Below are 17979 nucleotides of genomic sequence, written 5' to 3'. Positions count from 1 at the left end.
CGATAGCCGGATTCGTCGAAGTGACTGAAAATCAAATTATTAGCCGGCTATCTATCAAGCGTCCAGCGCTAAAGTCCAGGCACAAAAAAACGCCAGACTGGCTGGCGTTTTTGACAGGCTTTTACGCTTAAGAGCGAGCGCGAGCCTGGTTACGCAGGGCTTTCACCTGATCGTGATTGCGTTGCACGCCATGGTACTGACGTTCAACCAGGTCACGAATGCTCACCAGGTTGTGCTTGTTGATTTTCTCGATGGCTTCTTTGTAAGCCTTCAACGCATGGTCTTCACCGCGTTCGGCTTCGTTCAGCACGGCTTCTTCATCCTTGCCGGTGAACATCGCTTTCACGTCGACCCAGCGGCGATGCAGATCACCGCTGACGCTGGTGGACGTTTCCGGTTCGCCACCCAGTTGACGCACGGCCGCCTGCAGTTCAGCAGCGGCGGTTGCGCAATCAGCGGCACGGGTAACAAACAGGGCTTTCAGCTCTGGGTGCTTGATGTCTTCGGCGCAAGTCTTGAACCCTTCCTGACCGTCTTTGCTGGTTTCAATCAGGTCGTTGAGTACAGAGATCGCTTCTTTATTCACGTCGGTCATTTTCAAATCCTCGCGGGTTGATGAAAGATGCAATAGCTATTGCACCCTGCATGCCAGCTTTGGATCGATAATTTTTTCCTTATATTTCAGATAGTTAACTTTTAACGCGAAAACTGCATCCGCTTTTTTTGCATGAACTGTCATTTGGCCTGCATGCAGAATGCCTGTATTTTCCAGACTGCCGAATCAAGACGACTGACCGATGAACCCTGAAAAGCTCGAACTGCTGATTACACGCGAGATGCCTTTTGGCAAATACAAGGGCCGCATCATTGCCGACCTGCCCGGCCCCTACCTGAACTGGTTCGCCCGCGAGGGCTTCCCGCATGGCGAACTGGGTGGCTTGCTGGCGCTGATGCAGGAAATCGATCACAACGGCCTGTCGGAGTTGCTTGAACCCCTGCGCGTCAAACATGGCAAACCCGCCCCTCGCCACTGAGCTGTTCTTATGCCCGATAACACCCGCCGCGCCCGTGATGAAATGTTCTGGCACACCTTTGCCGATCGCTATGCCGTCGAACCCGGCCCGGTGAATCTGGAGAACGGTTACTTCGGGCGCCTGTCGCGTACGGTGATCGAGGAATACCAGCGCAACATCGACCTTATCAACCGCAGCAACTCGGTGTATGTCCGCCAGCGTTTTGAACAGGTCGACGGTGAGCGGATTCGCACACAACTTGCCGAACTGATCGACGTGCCCGTCGACGCCGTGGCCTTCACGCGTAACGCAACGGAGGGTCTGCAATCGCTGATCCGCAATTACAACCGTCTGCGGCCGGGTGATCAGGTGCTGATCTGCGACCTGGAATACGATACGGTCAAAGGCGCCATGCGCTGGCTCGCGCGCCATCGCGGTGTCGAAGTGATCGAGATCGATCACGCGCACCCTGCCAGTTTCGACGGTCTGCTGGCCACTTATCGCGACGCCTTTGCGCGCTATCCCAAGCTTAAACTGATGGCGCTGACCCACGTCACCCACCGCACCGGGCTGGTGATGCCGGTGAAAGAAATCGTCGCCGCCGCCAAGGAGTCCGGGATCGACGTGATTCTCGATGGCGCCCACGCCCTCGGGCAGATCGAGTTCAATCTCGCTGACCTCGGCGTCGCGTTCGCCGGTTACAACCTGCACAAATGGATCGGCGCGCCGCTGACCCTGGGCTTTCTGTACATCGCGCCAGAGCGCCTGGCCGACATCGACCCGGACATGGGCGAGATGCATTTTCCGGTCACCGACATCCGCGCCCGCACGTCCTACAGCACCCCCAACATCCCGGCGCTGCTGACGCTGCCGCTGGTGTTCGAAGAACATCGGGCGATGGGCGGCGCCGCCGCCAAGGGTGCGCGACTCAACTACCTGCGCAACCGCTGGGTCAGCGCTGTACGTCACCTGCCGGGCATCGACGTGATGACCCCGGATGATCCGCGGCTGTACTGCGGCATCACGGCGATGCGTTTTACCCGGCATGCCGACCAGCACGCCATGGTCGAGCAACTGCTCAACGCCTACAACCTGTTTACCGTGGTGCGCAGCGGTGCGGCGAGCGGCCCGTGCATCCGGATCACGCCGGGGCTCATCACGACCGCGACGGACATGGATACGCTGAGTACAGCGCTGAACGCACTGCGCTGACGTCACACGGTGTAGCGGTCGAAATCCTCCGGCTTGATCTGCGAGGACGCGGCAAACGTGTCGATGCCGATGGTCAGGTGGCCGAAGAACCCGTCGTCCCTGGAATCGCGACTGAGGGTGTGAAGGGTCAGCGTCGAGGCTTCGCCGCCCATGGTTTCGTAGAATTCGTCCTGGTCGTTGGTCAAGGGCGCGATGGTTCGACCGCCGTATTGCCGGGCGCTGAGCACCGACCGCGAGGTGTCTTCGGGGAAATACAACTGGCCGACCCAGGCGACGTGGCGTTCTTCCAGATAATGGTTGCCGGCGGTCACGCGAACCGCGACGTGAATGTGCAGCGCACGGCCAGCGTAGAACCCCGGAAAGATCGTGGTAAAGCGCACGATGCCTTTGTGATCGGTGAACTGCCCGCCGCGCAGGTAGGTGTCGTCATCGGTGCGCGGGATTGCGCCGCTGTCACCGCTGTCGACTTCCTGGTCGGGGTTGATCTTGCTCCAGCCTGAATACGCACAGCGTGCATTGCAGTGCCAGATATCGACGATGGCGCCGGTGACGGGCTCTCCGGTCATCGCATCGATGATGGTCAATCGCAGGATCAGGGGAATCCCGTCCATGCCTTCGCTGATGTTGCGCCGGATCAGTGTCGGGTTGCGAAAGTAAGGGCCGGCGATTTGTTCAGGTGACAGCAGGTAAGCAGGCGTGTCTTCCATAACGTTCTCTCATCCATAAGATGAACGCAGGTTAACCCTGAAGGAGTGGCGGGATGCGGTAACTATGTATCGCAGCGTTTCCCGCCACCACGCGTTTTTCGCAGGCAAAAAAAAGGTGCACCGACCAAGCGCACCGAAAAGCCGTAGAACACACAACGAAGTGTAGGGTTGGATCAGTCCAGCAGTGCGAGGGCCTCGGCGGTGCATTCCTGAATGCGCGCCCAGTCGCCGTTCTTGATCCACTCCGGATCAAGCATCCAGCTACCGCCCACGCACATGACGTTTTTCAACGCCATGTAGCTCTTGATATTGGCCGGGCTGACGCCGCCGGTCGGGCAGAATTTCACCTCGCCGAATGGGCCGCCGAGCGCCTTGATCGCCGCGACGCCGCCACTGACTTCTGCCGGGAACAGCTTGAAGCGGCGATAGCCCAAACCGTAGCCTTCCATGATGCCGGAGGCATTGCTGATGCCGGGCAGCAGTGGAATCGGGCTGTCGACGCTGGCTTCGAGCAGGTCACGGGTGATGCCCGGCGTAACGATGAATTGCGAACCGGCGGCTTCCGCCGCAGCCAGCATGTGGCGATCGAGCACGGTGCCGGCGCCGGTCACCAGTTCCGGACGCTGCTCGCGCAGAATCTGGATGGCCTTGAGGCCGAACTGCGAACGCAGGGTCACTTCCAGCGCGGTCAGGCCACCGGCCGCGAGGGCGTCGGCCAACGGCAGCACGTCCTGTTCGCGAGCGATGGTAATCACCGGCAGAATCCGCGCCTTGGCGCAGAGGCTGTCGATCAGGGCAACTTTATCCGCCATGGAAACGGTCGGGGATGGGTTTGTCATAGCGGCTGATCCTTGGCTCATGGGCACCAGTAAATCTCTAACGTGGGTTGCAGAAACGCGCGAACCGGCATGGCGGCGACATCGTCACCGGCCAATGCGGCACTCAACGTGGTCAGCTTGGACTGACCGGAAATCGATAGAACGGTGTGTTTGGCCGACGCCAGCAGCGCACGGCTCATGGTCAGGCGTTGATGCGGCACGGTCGGCGCCAGCATCGGGTAGCAACGACGGCTGCCGTCTACCTTCAAGGCGTCGGCCAGGTTCGGGCTGTTCGGGAACAGCGAAGCGGTGTGACCGTCGTCGCCCATACCGAGGATCAGCACGTCGATCGGCGGTAATTCCGCCAGCAAGCGATCGGCCTGCTCGGCCGCCAGTTCGAGGTTGGCGCTGGCGCTGTAAAGGCTGAGGAACTTCGCCTTGGCCGCCGGACCTTGCAACAGGTAACGCTTGAGCAGACCGGCATTGCTGTCGGCGTGTTCCACCGGGACCCAGCGCTCGTCGGCCAGGGTCACGACGACCTTGGACCAGTCCAGCGTCTGCTTGGCCAGGTGCTGGAAAAACGCCACCGGGCTGCGACCGCCGGAGACCACCAGCGTCGCGGCGCCGCTGGCCTCAATGGCATCGCCCAATTGCTTGGCCACACTCAGCGCCAGACCTTCGGCCAGCAGCACCGGGCTCTTGAACGCATGGGCGCTGACGCCCTGCGGCAGTTTCAATTCAGATATCGCCATACCACGACCTCCCATCCCGCGTGATCAGAGCAATGGAGCTCATCGGTCCCCAGGACCCGGCCGCGTACGGCTTGGGCGCATCACCGGATTTTTTCCACCCGGCGATCAACTGGTCACACCACTTCCACGCCGCTTCGATTTCATCTTTACGGACAAACAGGTTCTGATTGCCGCGCATCACTTCCAGCAACAACCGCTCGTAGGCATCGGGAATCCGTGCACTGCGCCAGGTGTCGGAAAAATTCAGCTGCAACGGACCGCTGCGCAGCTGCATGCCCTTGTCCAGGCCTTGTTCTTTGGTCATCACGCGCAAGGAAATGCCTTCGTCCGGTTGCAGGCGGATAATCAGCTTGTTGCTGATCTGCAGGCGCTGCTCCGGAGCGAAAATGTAGTGCGACGGTTCCTTGAAGTGGATGACGATCTGCGACAGCTTCTGCGGCATGCGCTTGCCGGTGCGCAGGTAAAACGGTACACCCGCCCAGCGCCAGTTGCGGATGTCGGCGCGCAGGGCGACGAAGGTTTCGGTGTCGCTCTGGGTATTGGAATTTGGCTCTTCGAGGTAGCCCGGCACCGGCTTGCCTTCGCTGTAGCCGGCGATGTACTGGCCGCGCACCACCTGCGTGGTCAGGCCTTCCGGGCTGATCGGCGCCAGCGCCTTGAGCACTTTGACTTTCTCGTCGCGGATGCTGTCGGCGGACAGGTCGGCCGGCGGGTCCATGGCGATCAGGCAGAGCAGTTGCAACAAGTGATTCTGGATCATGTCCCGCAGCTGACCAGCCTTGTCGAAGTAGCCCCAGCGGCCTTCGATCCCGACTTTCTCGGCCACGGTGATTTCCACGTGGGAGATGTAGTTCTGGTTCCACTGGGTTTCGAACAGGCTGTTGGCGAAACGCAGGGCAATCAGGTTCTGGACGGTCTCTTTGCCCAGGTAGTGGTCGATGCGGTAAGTGCGGTTCTCCGGAAAGAACTGCGCCACGGCGTCGTTGACCTTGCGCGAGGACTCCAGGTCGGAACCGATGGGTTTTTCCAGCACCACGCGGGTATTTTCCGCCAGGCCGACCTTCGCCAGGTTTTCGCAGATCGCGCCATAAACGGCGGCCGGGGTAGCGAAATAGGCAATCACGCGCTGGGCGCTGCCGGCCATTTCGGCCAGGGCCACATAGTCATCGGACTTGAGGAAATCGACGTGCAGGTACGTCAGGCGCGCCAGAAAACGATCCAGCACGGCGTCGTCCAGCTCTTTGCTGCCGACGTAGCGACGCAGCTCGGACGTGATGAACGCCAGATGCTCCTGCTCGCTGCCGGGCTCACGGGCCAGCGCGATGACGCGCGTGTCCTCGTGCAGCAGACCGGCACCGTCGAGCTGATAAAGGGCCGGGAACAGCTTGCGCAAGGCCAGATCGCCGAGGGCGCCGAACAAGGCGAAGGTGCACGGTTCAACCGTAATCGAAGGCATGATGTTTGTTCTTTTATCAAGTTAAGCTACAAATACCTTTTTTCAAGGCATCGCTCAAGAGAAAATGTAGTAATAACCACAACATTTTCGCAAAATACAGATTCCGAGTGGTGGAGCGTCGGAGCCATCAGTAGGATAGGCCACCGCTTGGGGCGCTCGCCAAGGCCCAATTTGCATAGCCGAGCCCTTATTTGCATGGCAGAACCTAGGAAATCATATGGACCGCGTGCGAAATCTACTGGAACAGATCCAGAATCGCCTTGAAGACCTGAACAAAGCGGAACGCAAAGTCGCCGAAGTGATCCTGCTCAACCCACAGCAGGCCACCCGGTTCAGCATCGCCGCCCTCGCCCAGGCCTCCAAGGTCAGCGAGCCGACCGTGAACCGTTTCTGCCGTTCGTTCGGCGTCAGCGGTTACCCGGAACTCAAGCTGCAACTGGCGCAGAGCCTGGCCAGTGGCGCGGCGTATGTCAGCCGTGCGGTGGAAGCCGACGACAATCCCGAAGCCTACACCAAGAAAATTTTCGGCAGTGCGATCGCATCGCTGGACAGCGCCTTGCAGGCCCTGGACCCGAACCTGATCAGCCGCGCCGTCGACCTGTTGATCCAGGCGCGGCAAATCCACTTTTTCGGCCTCGGCGCTTCGGCCCCGGTGGCGCTGGACGCGCAGCACAAGTTCTTTCGTTTCAACCTGGCCGTCACCGCCCATGCGGACGTGCTGATGCAGCGCATGATTGCGTCGGTGGCCCACACTGGCGAATTGTTCGTGATCATTTCCTACACCGGCCGCACCCGCGAACTGGTGGAAGTGGCGCGGATTGCCCGGGAGAACGGCGCATCGGTACTGGGCTTGACCGCTGAAGGTTCGCCGCTGGCCAAGGCCAGCACCTTGAGCCTGAACATTCCGCTGCCGGAAGACACCGACATCTATATGCCGATGACCTCGCGGATCATTCAGCTGACGGTACTGGATGTGCTGGCGACCGGCATGACCTTGCGCCGGGGCGTGGATTTCCAGCCGCATTTGCGCAAGATCAAAGAGAGTTTGAATGCGAGCCGGTATCCGGTGGGCGACGAGTTCAACTGACCCGGCAGCGTCCTCTCCTTCTCAGGCCTTTTCGCGAGCAAGCCCGCTCCCACATTCGACCGCATTCCTTCTGTAAACCGGGTCGAATGTGGGAGCGGGCTTGCTCGCGAAAGCGTCAACCGTCACACCACCAAATCAAGCTCCAACCCGCGCCTGCAAACTCAAGTGCGCCTTCTGCCCCGGCGCCAAACTCAGGCTATCGGTCCCGCCACTCGCGGCCTCGACGCAGACAAACTCGGACACCTCACTCCAGCTGACCCCCAACAACGGTCGCGCGCCCGGGTGCCAGACCACGGTATCCGCATCATTGCCCGTATCGATGCACAACGCCCGCTGCCAAGCGTGATCCTTGAGCTGCAATTCGCCGTCATGCTGAAACACCCGCTGACAGCCACCCTCCACCCGTAACTCGCCTTCCTGCTGGCAAACCTGACGGTTCAGCTGGTCATAGCCCTGCGCACCGTCGAGCCCAGACAGCGCTACCTCACCAACGTCACCGATGCGCCAATACGCATGCAACGCCTGGCTCAATTGGCAGGGCAGGCTGTCCTGATGCTCGGTGCTCAGGCGCAAATCCATGCGCTCGCCCAGGTGCGCATGCAGGTCCACCTGCCAGTCGCACAACTCCAGGCGCCAGTGCAGGTGCACGCCCTCCTCGTCATGACGGCTGTCGAGCAGTTTCCAGTCGAGCAAGCGCGCCCAACCGTGCGAGGGCCAGGCGTTTTCGCTCGGATGCCGGCCGTACCATGGCCAGCACACCGGCACGCCGCCACGAATGGCGCCCACGTGCGGCCACTTCGCCGCGCACCAGAGCCAGGGCTTCTGCCCCTTGGGCTGAAAGTGCAGCAACTGCGCGCCCTGCCGGCTGAACACTGCCTGGCACAGCGGATGATCGATCACCAGCACGTCGCGCATCTGATAGCGCTCCCACGCAAACACCGGACGTTCGCGCAAGGATTTGAAGAAGCGTTGTAGCGGATGCTCATGCATGTGCCACGGTCCTGAAAATCATCTGTTGCCGGGGTGCGCCGGCCCCAAAAAAAAGCGGACAGCCAAGGCTGTCCGCAAACATGCGCACATAGAGAGGAGCTTATCGCACCAGCGTTAGAACACCGACTGAATTTTCACGCCAGCCACCAGCGCGTTGTCGACTTCATCCACACCGCCCGGGTGAGTGATGTACTGCAGGTTAGGCCGCACCGTCAGCCAGTTGGTGACGTGGAAACCGTAGTTGATCTCGTAGTTGTACTCGGTGTTACGCAGTGGCGAGAACGTCGGGTCTTCGTAGTCAGTCACGTTGTTGGCAGCGTTGACCAGCTCAGCGTTTTTCTTCACGTCATCGTTGACGTGGATACGCGCGGCGCCGATACCGACGTCATCTTTCGGGCGGGCATCGAACGGGCCTTTGTACACCAGCATCAGCGACTGGTAGTTGTCGACGATGTTGGTGTCCTTGTCGTGGAACGTGGCGTTGGCGGAGACGGTCAGACCGCGGCTCTTGTCGCCGTTGTGGTCGGTCAGCTGTTGCTGCGCCACGAACCAGTAGCCGGACTTGCTGCTGTGGCTGCGGTAGGCGTTGCCGCTGGTGGCCGCGTCATTGCCGTTGTCGTCTTCGCGGACGTCGTTAGCCTTGGCTGTGCTTTTGTAGTAACCGACACGGTATTCGCCCGGCAGGTTGTTCGGGTTCGGCAACCAGACCAGTTCGACCGGCAAGACGGTACCGGCGGTGCCACTGCCGCTGAGCTTGAAGCCGTTACCGTGTTCCAGTTGCGACGGGTTCTGGTTGTACGCGCCGATCTGCGCATAGAACTCAGGCGAGATGTTGTACTTCACGCGGACCGCGGCCTGGCTGACGGGCCAGTTGTACCAGATGTTGGTGGCCCAGTTACCCACCTGGGAACCGCAGAACGCCAGGTTCTGGAACTCGCACGGGAAGGTGTTGAAGTCTTCGCCTTCGCCGAAGTAACCGGCCTTGACGTCCAGCTTGCCGTCGAGGAACTGGTGCTTGATCCACAGTTGGGTCAGACGGACCATGTGGCCGCGACCGTAGACTTCCTGGGACGAACTGAGGGTGCCGGCACGCGGGTCGCCAACACGGTCGTTGGAGATGTTTTCGCCGTTACGGTTGGTCAGCTGGATCTTCGCCTGGGTGTTATCCCAGCCCCACAGTTTTTGCAGGTCCAGCGCTACGCCCAGGCCAAACTGGTCGGAGTAACGCGCGGTCTTGTCGTTGTTATAGCCACCGTGGAGGTTGCCACCGACTTCACCGACATAGTCCATCTTGATGTCGATGCCCTGCTCGATCAGTTTGGTCCGCTCACCTCCCCAATCACCGGTCATCCATTCGGAATCGGAGCTGAACGCGTCAGCCGCGTGCACACTACCGGCCAGCATCATCGCCGCAATCGCCGACAACTGGCAGACAAGCTGAGCGTTGTTGTTCTTCTTCATCCCTACATCCTCGTTTTATTGTTATTAACTGTTTTTATCTAACGCGGTACATCAGTTGTGCCGGGCGACAGGCCACCCGGCACATATTTCCTGGTGGGAGCGGGCTTGCTCGCGAACGCGATGTGTCAGTCGACATCTGTGTTGAATGTCAGACCGTCTTCGCGAGCAAGCCCGCTCCCACCGTTTTTTATCTTCAGCGGCCTTTGAACTGGGTCACGTTGGCAGCGTGAGCCTCAGCCTTCGGCACACCGGCCACCCCCAGGCGCTCCCCGGTCTTCGCATCGAACAGCAGCACTTTCGATGGATCGAATTGCAGGGTCAGGGTCTCGCCCACGGCCGGTGCAACATCCGGTGCCAGGCGGCAGCAGACCTTGGTTTCGTTGAGATTGACGAAGACCAGCGTGTCGGGCCCGGTCGGTTCGGTGACCTGTACTTCGGCACGAATGGTCGGCAGACCATTGGCTTCGCTGGCCGCCAGCACGATCTGCTCCGGGCGCAAGCCGAGGATCACTTCGCGGTCTTCGAGCCCGACGTCCTGCATGCCCATCGGCAACTCGCAACGCGCCTGGCCGCTGTCGAGCAGCGCCAGCAGACGGCCGTCCTTGCGCTGCAAGCGCAGGGGAATGAAGTTCATCGGCGGTGAACCGATGAAGCTCGCCACGAACAGGTTGGCCGGGTCGTTGTAGATGTCTTTTGGCGTGCCGAACTGCTGGATGATCCCGTCCTTCATCACCGCCACTTTGTCGCCCAGGGTCATCGCTTCGATCTGGTCGTGGGTCACGTAGACCGTGGTGGTTTTCAGGCGCTGGTGCATCAGTTTCATTTCGGTGCGCATCTCGACCCGCAGCTTGGCGTCGAGGTTGGACAGCGGTTCGTCGAACAGGTAGATCTTCGGCCGCCGCGCCAGGGCACGGCCCATGGCCACGCGCTGTTGCTGGCCACCGGAGAGCTGGCCGGGCTTGCGACTCAGCAAGTGTTCGATTTGCAACAGCTTGGCCACGCGCGCGACTTCAGTGTCGATATCGGCAGTAGGCATCTTGCGGATCTTCAGGCCGAAGGCGATGTTGTCGCGCACGCTCATGGTCGGGTACAGCGCGTAGGACTGGAACACCATGGCGATGTCGCGATCCTTCGGGCTCATGCCGCTGACGTCCTGGTCACCGATCATGATCGCGCCGCCGGTGATGGTCTCGAGGCCGGCGATGCAGTTCATCAAGGTCGACTTGCCGCACCCCGAAGGCCCGACCAGGATCAGGAACTCACCGTCCTTGATCGACAGGTCGATGTCTTTGAGGGTGTCCGGCAGGCCGGGGCCGTAGGTCTTGTTTACGTTGCGAAGTTCGAGCGTTGCCATGATTACCCCTTGACTGCGCCGGCCGTCAGCCCGCGCACGAAATACTTGCCTGCGACCACATAGACCAGCAGGGTCGGCAGCCCGGCGATCATCGCCGCCGCCATGTCCACGTTGTATTCCTTGGCCCCGGTGCTGGTGTTGACCAGGTTGTTCAGCGCCACCGTGATCGGTTGCGAATCACCGCTGGAGAACACCACGCCGAACAGGAAGTCGTTCCAGATCTGGGTGAACTGCCAGATCAGGCACACCATGATGATCGGCGTGGACATCGGCAGGATGATCAGCCGGAAGATGGTGAAGAACCCCGCGCCATCAAGTCGTGCCGCCTTCACCAGCGCATCGGGAACGCTGACGTAGTAGTTACGGAAAAACAGCGTGGTGAACGCCAGGCCATAGACCACGTGCACAAACACCAAACCGGTGGTGGTGCTCGCCAGGCCCATCTTGCCGAGGGTGAACGAGGCCGGCAGCAGCACGGTCTGGAACGGCAGGAAGCAACCGAACAGCAGCAGGCCGAAGAACAACTGCGAACCACGGAAGCGCCACATCGACAGCACATAACCGTTCAACGCGCCGATGGCGGTGGAGATCAATACTGCCGGCACGGTGATCTTGATCGAGTTCCAGAAGTAGCCGTCGACCGTCGCCCAGGCCTTGACCCAGCCAATGCCGCTGACCACGGTTGGCCAGCTCAGCAGGTTGCCGGTGTTGATGTCTTCCGGGGTCTTGAAACTGGTCAACAGCATGACCACCAGCGGTATGAGGTACAGCAACACCGCCAGGATCAGCACGCCGTAGATCGCGATGCGACTCAGGCTGATGGCAGGTTTGGCAAAACTAGTCATGACGCTTGGTCCTCAGCTCGGAGTACAGGTAAGGCACGATGATTGCGAGAATCGCACCGAGCATCAGGATTGCACTGGCCGAACCCATGCCCATCTGGCCGCGGCTGAAGGTGAAGGAATACATGAACATCGCCGGCAGGTCGGAGGAGTAACCCGGGCCACCGGCCGTCATGGCCGCCACCAGGTCGAAACTCTTGATCGCGATGTGTGCCAGGATCATTACCGCACTGAAGAACACCGGACGCAGGCTCGGCAACACGACTTTCAAGTAGATGCGCGGCATGCTCGCGCCATCGATCTGCGCAGCACGGATGATCGACTGGTCGACGCCACGCAGGCCGGCGAGAAACATCGCCATGATGAAGCCCGAGGCTTGCCACACGGCAGCGATCACCAGGCAGTACACCACGCGATCGGGGTCGATCAGCCAGTCCAGGCGAAAACCTTCCCAGCCCCAGTCACGCAACAATTTGTCCAGGCCCATGCCTGGGTTGAGCAGCCACTTCCAGGCTGTACCGGTGACGATCATCGAGAGCGCCATCGGGTAGAGGTAAATGGTGCGAATGAACCCTTCGCGACGAATGCGCTGATCGAGAAACACCGCCAGCAGCACACCGATCACCAGGGTGATGCCGATGAACATGCCACCGAACACCGCCAGGTTCTTGCTCGCTACCCACCAGCGGTCGTTGTCGAACAGTCGCTCGTATTGCGCCAGGCCCGCCCATTTGTAAGTCGGCAGGAAGGTCGAGCTGGTGAACGACAGCACGAACGTCCAGAGGATGTAGCCATAGAAGCCCACCAGCACGATGAACATGCTCGGCGCCAGTACCAGTTTGGGTAGCCAGCGTTGCAATGCATCGAACGGCGAGGCCTTGCTGAACACAGCAACAGAACTCATGGGAAAATCCAGTACGAGAGAATTTGGATTTCTGTGGGAGCCAGCCTGCTGGCGATGGCGTTGTGTCAGTTCACCTATCAGGTGTCTGACACACCGCTATCGCGAGCAGGCTCGCTCCTACAGGGCCAGCATTACTTGGCGGCCTTGATGGCCGTGCCGAGCTGCTTGGCCGCCGTGGCCGGATCGGCTTTCGGGTCGTTGATGAAGTTGGTCACGACATCAAAGAACGCGCCCTGTACCGCCAGCGTGGTCGCCATGTTGTGCGCCATGCTCGGCTGCAAACCGCCGGACTTGGCGTCTGCCAGGAAATCCTTGGCCGCGGTCTGGGCACAGGAGTCGAAACCGTACTTGCCCATGTCGTTCAGCATGTCGATCCGAACCGGAATCGAGCCCTTGTTGATGCTGAAGACTTTCTGGAAGTTCTCACCCAGCACGACCTTGGCAATGTCCTGTTGAGCAGCCGCGGTGCCCGCGTCTTTCTGCTTGAACACGGCCAGGGAGTCGATGTTGTAGGTGAACGCCTTGTCGGTGCCCGGGAAGGCTACGCACTCGTAGTCCTTGCCGGCGACTTTCTTGGCGGCGGTCCATTCGCTCTTGGCCCAGTCACCCATGATCTGCATGCCGGCCTTGCCGTTGATGACCTTGGCTGCTTCCAGGTTCCAGTCCTGGCCCTTGCCGTCAGCGTCCATGTAGGTCGCGACTTTCTTCAGTTCGGTCAGCGCCTTGACCATGTCAGGACCGGTCAACGCAGCGTTGTCGAGGTCGACCAGGGCTTTCTTGTAACCGTCGACGCCCATGACCGAGAGCACCACCGCTTCGAACACGGTGCTGTCCTGCCAAGGCTGGCCGCCGTGGGCCAGCGCGATGAAGCCCGCGGCCTTGAGCTTGTCGCCCGCTGCGTAGAATTCCTGCAGCGTGGTCGGGGCTTTGTCGATGCCGGCTTTCTTGAACACTTCCGGATTGATCCACAGCCAATTGACGCGGTGAATGTTCACCGGCACGGCCACGTAGTCACCTTCGTACTTCACGGTGTCGGAGACTTTCTTGTCGAGCAGGCTGTCCCACTTCTCGGATTTGGCCGCGTCTTTCAACACGTCGGTGTCGAGCAGGCCGGTCGATGCCCATTCCTGGATGTCCGGGCCTTTGATCTGCGCGACGCCTGGCGGGTTGCCAGCAACGGCGCGGCTTTTCAGTACGGTCATGGCCGTGGCACCGCCACCGCCGGCGACGGCGCCGTCTTTCCAGGTGAAGCCATCTTTTTCAACTTGGGCCTTGAGCACATCGACAGCGGCTTTCTCGCCACCGGACGTCCACCAGTGAACGACTTCCACGGAACCTTTGGATTCGGCGGCAAGCACACTGAGAGGGAGCGCAGAGAAGGAGGCGAGAGAAATGACAGTAGCGAGGCGAGAAATCGCATTCATCTAGAAGTACCTTTCTTGTTGTTATGCATTGCAAGTCTGGTGCTTGCGCTGCACGGATTTTAAACAGGAGTCATCCCTTCGCAGGTAACGAAGGGACGCGTGAATGTCACCGCATGGTTACATAGAACCGCTCTGGGACAACTGCGCCAAGGCACTGGCCATGCTCGGCGCGAGTGGCAGGCGCGGGATCAACACGGCTTGCCAGGCGTGATAGAGATCGGGTTTGCCGCCCCAGATATCGGCACTCGGGCGGTTCTGCGGATCGAGTTCATGGTGCCAACTGCCGTCGCAGCGATCGATGAAATGACGGTCACAGAAATCCCAGAACAGCCGATACCAGGTTTCGTAGTGTTCATCGCCCGTGCGTTTGAGCAGCGCACTGGCGGCGGCGCTGGCTTCGCAATGAGTCCAGTGCAGGCGATGACGAACCACGGCGCGGTTATCCCAGTCGAGGGTGTAGACAATCCCCGGCGCACCGTCGATGGCCCAGCCGTGACGGCAGTTGTGCTCGAAGAGTTGTTGCGCGTCGGTGACCAGCCAGCCCGGCGTCAGCATCCCGGCCTGCACCCGCGCGGCTTCGAGGTGCAGCAACAGCCGCGCCCACTCGAACCCGTGGCCCGGCGTGGTGCCGTAAGGGCGAAAGCCATCGGCCGGGTTGTCGAGGTTGTAGTCGCGCAATGGTTGCCAGTCGCGGTCAAAATGCTCGATCACCAGGTAGTCGTTGGCCGCGGCGTGGCCGTGAATCACACGCTCGACGATGCGTTGCGCGCGGCACAACCAGCGGTGATCGGCGGTGACATCGGCCAGGGCGAGAAACGCTTCGGTGGCGTGCATGTTGCTGTTGGCGCCGCGATAAGCCTCTTCATCGCTCCAGTCGCGATTGAAGGATTCGCGCATCGCGCCCTCCTCCTCGCTCCAGAAATGTGTGTCGATGATGTTGATCGCGTCATCGAGCAAGGCCTGTGCGCCGGGCCGTTGCGCGACCACCGCCGAGCTGGCGGCCAGGGCGACAAACGCATGCAGGTAAGCCGCTTTGCCGGTGTTGCCTTCACGGTGTTCGGCACTGGCGAACCAGCCACCGTGCTCGGCGTCCTTCAACGGTCCGTTGAGGGCCTGCACGCCGTGATCCACCAGCTCGGCGAAACCCGGCAAACCCTGGATGTGCGCCATGGCGAAGCTGTGGGTCATGCGTGCGGTGTTCATGGTTTCGGCGTGGGCATTGGCGGGGAGCCGGCCTTTTTCATCGAGATTGCCGAAGCCTTCAGGGAGTTTCGAGGCCTTGGCAAACGCCAGCAGGCGCAGGCCTTCGGCGGCAAGCCAGTGCTGATGGGCCGGTGCGTTCAGCCAGCTGCTGAAGGCGGGTTGGAAGGTGTCCATGGGCTGCCTTTTTTGTTGTTATGACTGCGGGCAGTCTAAACAACAGGCAAGGGCGGGCTTGTAACGAAGGGGGTGGGTTATGTCACCGGCTTGTGACATACGCGTGAGGGAGGTGTTGAATCAACCGACGCCTTCGCGAGCAAGCCCGCTCCCACAATGGATTTGCCCATGCTTCCTGTGGGAGCGGGCTTGCTCGCGAAGAACGATAACGCGGTCTGACTAATCAACACTCCGAGGCAACTGCAGCGTCACCCTCAACCCGCCCTCACGCAGATTCTGCAAGCTGACTTCCCCGCCATGGCTGTGGGCAATGTTACGCGCGATCCCCAAACCCAACCCATACCCCTGCTGCTGCCCGGCCAGGCGGAAGTGCGGCTCGAACACCTGCTCCAACCGCTGCTCCGGCACCCCCGGCCCTTCGTCATCGACATGCAGGACAAACGCGTTCTCGTCGTCATCGATGTGCAGGTGCGCGTTCTGCCCGTATTTCAACGCATTGTCGATCAGGTTGCCGATGCAGCGCTTGAGCGCCAGCGGCTTGCCTGGATACGCCGCCAGCGCCCGGCCCTGCTGGGTCACGCGACCGTTGCCGTTGGGCGCCAGATAAGGCTCCACCAGGCAATCGAGCACATGGTTGAGGTCCACGGGCTCGATGTTCTCGTGGATGTCGGTGTCTTTCACGCATTGCAGAGCACCTTTGACCAGCAACTCCAGCTCATCCAGATCGCGGCCAAACTTGGCTTGCAGCTGCTCGTCTTCGAGCAGTTCAACACGCAAGCGCAAACGGGTGATCGGCGTGCGCAGGTCATGGGAAATCGCGCTGAACAGTTGACTGCGCTCGGTCAGGTAACGGCTGATGCGCTCGCGCATCGCATTGAACGCGCGGCCCACTTCGACCACTTCACTGCCGCCGCCCTCCGCCACCGGCTCGACTTCGGCCCCTAGGGACATGTCCCGTGCGGCCCGCGCCAGGCGCTTGAGCGGTCGACTCTGCCAGTGCACCAGCAAACCGATGAACAGCAGCAAAAAGCCGCTGGTGAGGACGATGAACCAGACCTGCTGCGCCGGCAGGCCTTGTTCTTCAAGGCTGGTGTAGGGCTCGGGCAGCAGCGAGGCGATGTACAGCCACTCGCCCGGCGCCATCTGGATTTGTGTGACCAGCACCGGCGGGTTCACCGGTTCCAGGGTCAACGCGTAATGCGCCCAGGAGCGCGGCAACTCATCGAGTTTCAACCCGCTGTTGAAGATCCGCAGGTCTTCGGGGCTGACGAAGGTCACCGAGATGTCCGTGTCATGGCCCAGGGATTGGCGCAGCACTTCGTCCACCGCCTTGAGCACGGCCTCCTTGCGCGGAGTGCTCGGCAGCACTTCCATGCCCAGCGGTTTATCGTTGAGGGTTACAACGAAACGAGTGCCGCCCATGCTGCGCAACTGGTCGAGCACCAGCGGCCGGAAGGCCACCGGCAACGAGCGGAAATAACTGACGCTGGCGGTCATCGAATGCGCCAGGCTGCGAGCGCTGGTGACCAGACCTTCAAGTTGCGTGGCGCGTAATTGCGAGACCCAGATCACGCTCGACAACGTCTGGGCGAACAACACGGCGAGCAAGGTCAGCAGCAACATCCGTCCCAGCAGCGAACGCGGCACCGGCACTTTGGCGGCGAGCGTGCGGAAAAACTCAGTGACCATTGCTGGCAACCACATTGGCTGCCAGCTGGTAGCCACTGCCGCGCACGGTGCGGATCAGTCGCGGCGGTTTTTCGGTATCGCGCAGGCGTTGGCGCAAGCGGCTGACCGCCATGTCGACGATGCGATCCAGCGGCATCAGGTCGCGGCCACGGGTGGCGTTGCCGATGGTGTCGCGGTCGAGGATTTCCTGGGGATGATCGAGGAACAGTTTCAACAGGGCGAAATCGGCACCGGAGAGAATCACTTCTTCGCCGTCGACGTGGAACAGCCGGTGGCTGACCATGTCCAGCCGCCAGTCGTCGAACGCCAGCACTTCACTGCCGGAACGTTCCTGACCGAACTGCGCCCGACGCAGCAAGGCTTTGATGCGCGCCTGCAACTCCCGCGGGCTGAAGGGCTTGCCGAGGTAATCGTCGGCGCCCAGCTCGAGACCGATGACGCGGTCGGCTTCGTCGGAACTGGCGGTGAGCATGATGATCGGCACCTGGGCCTGGCGCGGGTGCTGGCGAATCCAGCGGCAGAGACTGAAGCCGTCTTCGTCAGGCAGCATCACATCGAGAATCACCAGATCGCTCGGCGCGTCGTTCATGGCCTGACGGAAACCGGCGCCGTCGGGCGTGGTCCGCACCTGGAAACCCGCGCGGGTCAGGTAGGTGTCCAGCAACTCGCGTATCTCTTGATCGTCATCGACCAACAAAATCGACTTGTTGACTGAGCTCACGGGGCGGCGTCCTTGTTGTTTGAATGGGGCGGATTATGCCTTAAGCGCTGATTCTACAAACACCACAGAACAACTGTGGGAGCGAGCCTGCTCGCGAATGCGTTGTGTCAGGCACAGTTGATGTCACTGACACACCGCTTCGCGAGCAGGCTCGCTCCCACATTTTGGATTG

General features: G+C 60.8%; 17 protein-coding genes. 3 read left to right on the top strand and 14 right to left on the bottom strand.

Annotation, left to right across the window (positions count from 1 at the left end; all coding sequences use genetic code 11):
- Positions 1-127: 127 nt before the first annotated feature.
- Positions 128-595, bottom strand: coding sequence for a PA2169 family four-helix-bundle protein (locus NTD84_RS27850; RefSeq protein WP_262172270.1), 468 nt, complete (start codon positions 593-595; stop codon positions 128-130).
- A 202-nt stretch (positions 596-797) separates the two neighbouring features.
- Between NTD84_RS27850 and NTD84_RS27845 the strand changes: the two genes are divergently transcribed.
- Together NTD84_RS27845 and NTD84_RS27840 are read left to right on the top strand one after the other, a co-directional pair.
- Positions 798-1034 carry a DUF3820 family protein gene (locus NTD84_RS27845; RefSeq protein WP_017139191.1) on the top strand — a complete coding sequence of 79 codons (237 nt, stop codon included), beginning with the start codon at positions 798-800 and terminating at the stop codon, positions 1032-1034.
- Between the two features lie 9 nt (positions 1035-1043).
- Positions 1044-2225: an aminotransferase class V-fold PLP-dependent enzyme gene (locus tag NTD84_RS27840; RefSeq protein WP_262172269.1), complete on the top strand. Its 1182-nt coding sequence runs from the start codon at positions 1044-1046 to the stop codon at positions 2223-2225.
- A 2-nt stretch (positions 2226-2227) separates the two neighbouring features.
- Here NTD84_RS27840 and NTD84_RS27835 read toward each other — a convergent pair whose 3' ends face one another.
- The 4 genes from NTD84_RS27835 to zwf form a co-directional block, all read right to left on the bottom strand.
- The gene (locus NTD84_RS27835) at positions 2228-2932 is read right to left on the bottom strand and encodes an intradiol ring-cleavage dioxygenase (RefSeq protein ID WP_262172268.1); all 705 of its coding nucleotides are present in this window, start codon (positions 2930-2932) and stop codon (positions 2228-2230) included.
- A 173-nt stretch (positions 2933-3105) separates the two neighbouring features.
- Positions 3106-3771 carry a bifunctional 4-hydroxy-2-oxoglutarate aldolase/2-dehydro-3-deoxy-phosphogluconate aldolase gene (locus NTD84_RS27830; RefSeq protein ID WP_262172267.1) on the bottom strand — a complete coding sequence of 222 codons (666 nt, stop codon included), beginning with the start codon at positions 3769-3771 and terminating at the stop codon, positions 3106-3108.
- Positions 3772-3788: 17 nt separating this feature from the next.
- A complete protein-coding gene (gene pgl, locus NTD84_RS27825; RefSeq protein ID WP_262172266.1) occupies positions 3789-4502 on the bottom strand; it encodes a 6-phosphogluconolactonase in 714 nt (237 codons plus the stop codon).
- Positions 4489-5958 carry a glucose-6-phosphate dehydrogenase gene (gene zwf / locus NTD84_RS27820; protein ID WP_262172265.1) on the bottom strand — a complete coding sequence of 490 codons (1470 nt, stop codon included), beginning with the start codon at positions 5956-5958 and terminating at the stop codon, positions 4489-4491. The genes pgl and zwf overlap by 14 nt, the downstream gene beginning before the upstream one ends.
- 226 nt (positions 5959-6184) lie before the next feature.
- Between zwf and NTD84_RS27815 the strand changes: the two genes are divergently transcribed.
- On the top strand, positions 6185-7045 hold the full coding sequence (locus tag NTD84_RS27815) for a MurR/RpiR family transcriptional regulator (RefSeq protein ID WP_175649041.1): 861 nt from the start codon (positions 6185-6187) through the stop codon (positions 7043-7045).
- Positions 7046-7180: 135 nt separating this feature from the next.
- On the opposite strand, the gene NTD84_RS27810 is transcribed toward NTD84_RS27815, so the two are convergent.
- The 9 genes from NTD84_RS27810 to NTD84_RS27770 all read right to left on the bottom strand — a co-directional run bounded on the left by NTD84_RS27810 (position 7181) and on the right by NTD84_RS27770 (position 17807).
- Positions 7181-8035: a D-hexose-6-phosphate mutarotase gene (locus tag NTD84_RS27810; RefSeq protein WP_262172264.1), complete on the bottom strand. Its 855-nt coding sequence runs from the start codon at positions 8033-8035 to the stop codon at positions 7181-7183.
- Positions 8036-8149: 114 nt separating this feature from the next.
- Complete coding sequence (locus NTD84_RS27805) at positions 8150-9496, bottom strand: carbohydrate porin (RefSeq protein ID WP_262172263.1); 1347 nt, start codon at positions 9494-9496, stop codon at positions 8150-8152.
- Positions 9497-9689: 193 nt separating this feature from the next.
- Entirely contained in the window at positions 9690-10850 is a 1161-nt protein-coding gene (locus NTD84_RS27800) for an ABC transporter ATP-binding protein (protein WP_262172262.1), read from the bottom strand.
- A gap of 2 nt (positions 10851-10852) precedes the next feature.
- On the bottom strand, positions 10853-11695 hold the full coding sequence (locus tag NTD84_RS27795) for a carbohydrate ABC transporter permease (protein ID WP_262172261.1): 843 nt from the start codon (positions 11693-11695) through the stop codon (positions 10853-10855).
- Positions 11688-12596, bottom strand: coding sequence for a carbohydrate ABC transporter permease (locus NTD84_RS27790; RefSeq protein ID WP_262172260.1), 909 nt, complete (start codon positions 12594-12596; stop codon positions 11688-11690). Before NTD84_RS27790 ends, NTD84_RS27795 begins: the two co-directional genes overlap by 8 nt.
- A gap of 131 nt (positions 12597-12727) precedes the next feature.
- Positions 12728-14020, bottom strand: coding sequence for an ABC transporter substrate-binding protein (locus NTD84_RS27785; protein WP_262172259.1), 1293 nt, complete (start codon positions 14018-14020; stop codon positions 12728-12730).
- 117 nt (positions 14021-14137) lie between these two features.
- A complete protein-coding gene (locus NTD84_RS27780; protein WP_262172258.1) occupies positions 14138-15397 on the bottom strand; it encodes an AGE family epimerase/isomerase in 1260 nt (419 codons plus the stop codon).
- Positions 15398-15616: 219 nt separating this feature from the next.
- Complete coding sequence (locus NTD84_RS27775; RefSeq protein ID WP_262172257.1) at positions 15617-17086, bottom strand: ATP-binding protein; 1470 nt, start codon at positions 17084-17086, stop codon at positions 15617-15619.
- Positions 17076-17807: a response regulator gene (locus tag NTD84_RS27770; protein ID WP_262172256.1), complete on the bottom strand. Its 732-nt coding sequence runs from the start codon at positions 17805-17807 to the stop codon at positions 17076-17078. Before NTD84_RS27770 ends, NTD84_RS27775 begins: the two co-directional genes overlap by 11 nt.
- Positions 17808-17979 lie beyond the last annotated feature (172 nt).

The sequence above is a fragment of the Pseudomonas sp. 14P_8.1_Bac3 genome (assembly GCF_025466085.1).
Lineage (GTDB): Bacteria > Pseudomonadota > Gammaproteobacteria > Pseudomonadales > Pseudomonadaceae > Aquipseudomonas.
Note: the sequence above shows the minus strand (reverse complement) of the source record. Positions and strands in the feature narration are given on the sequence as shown.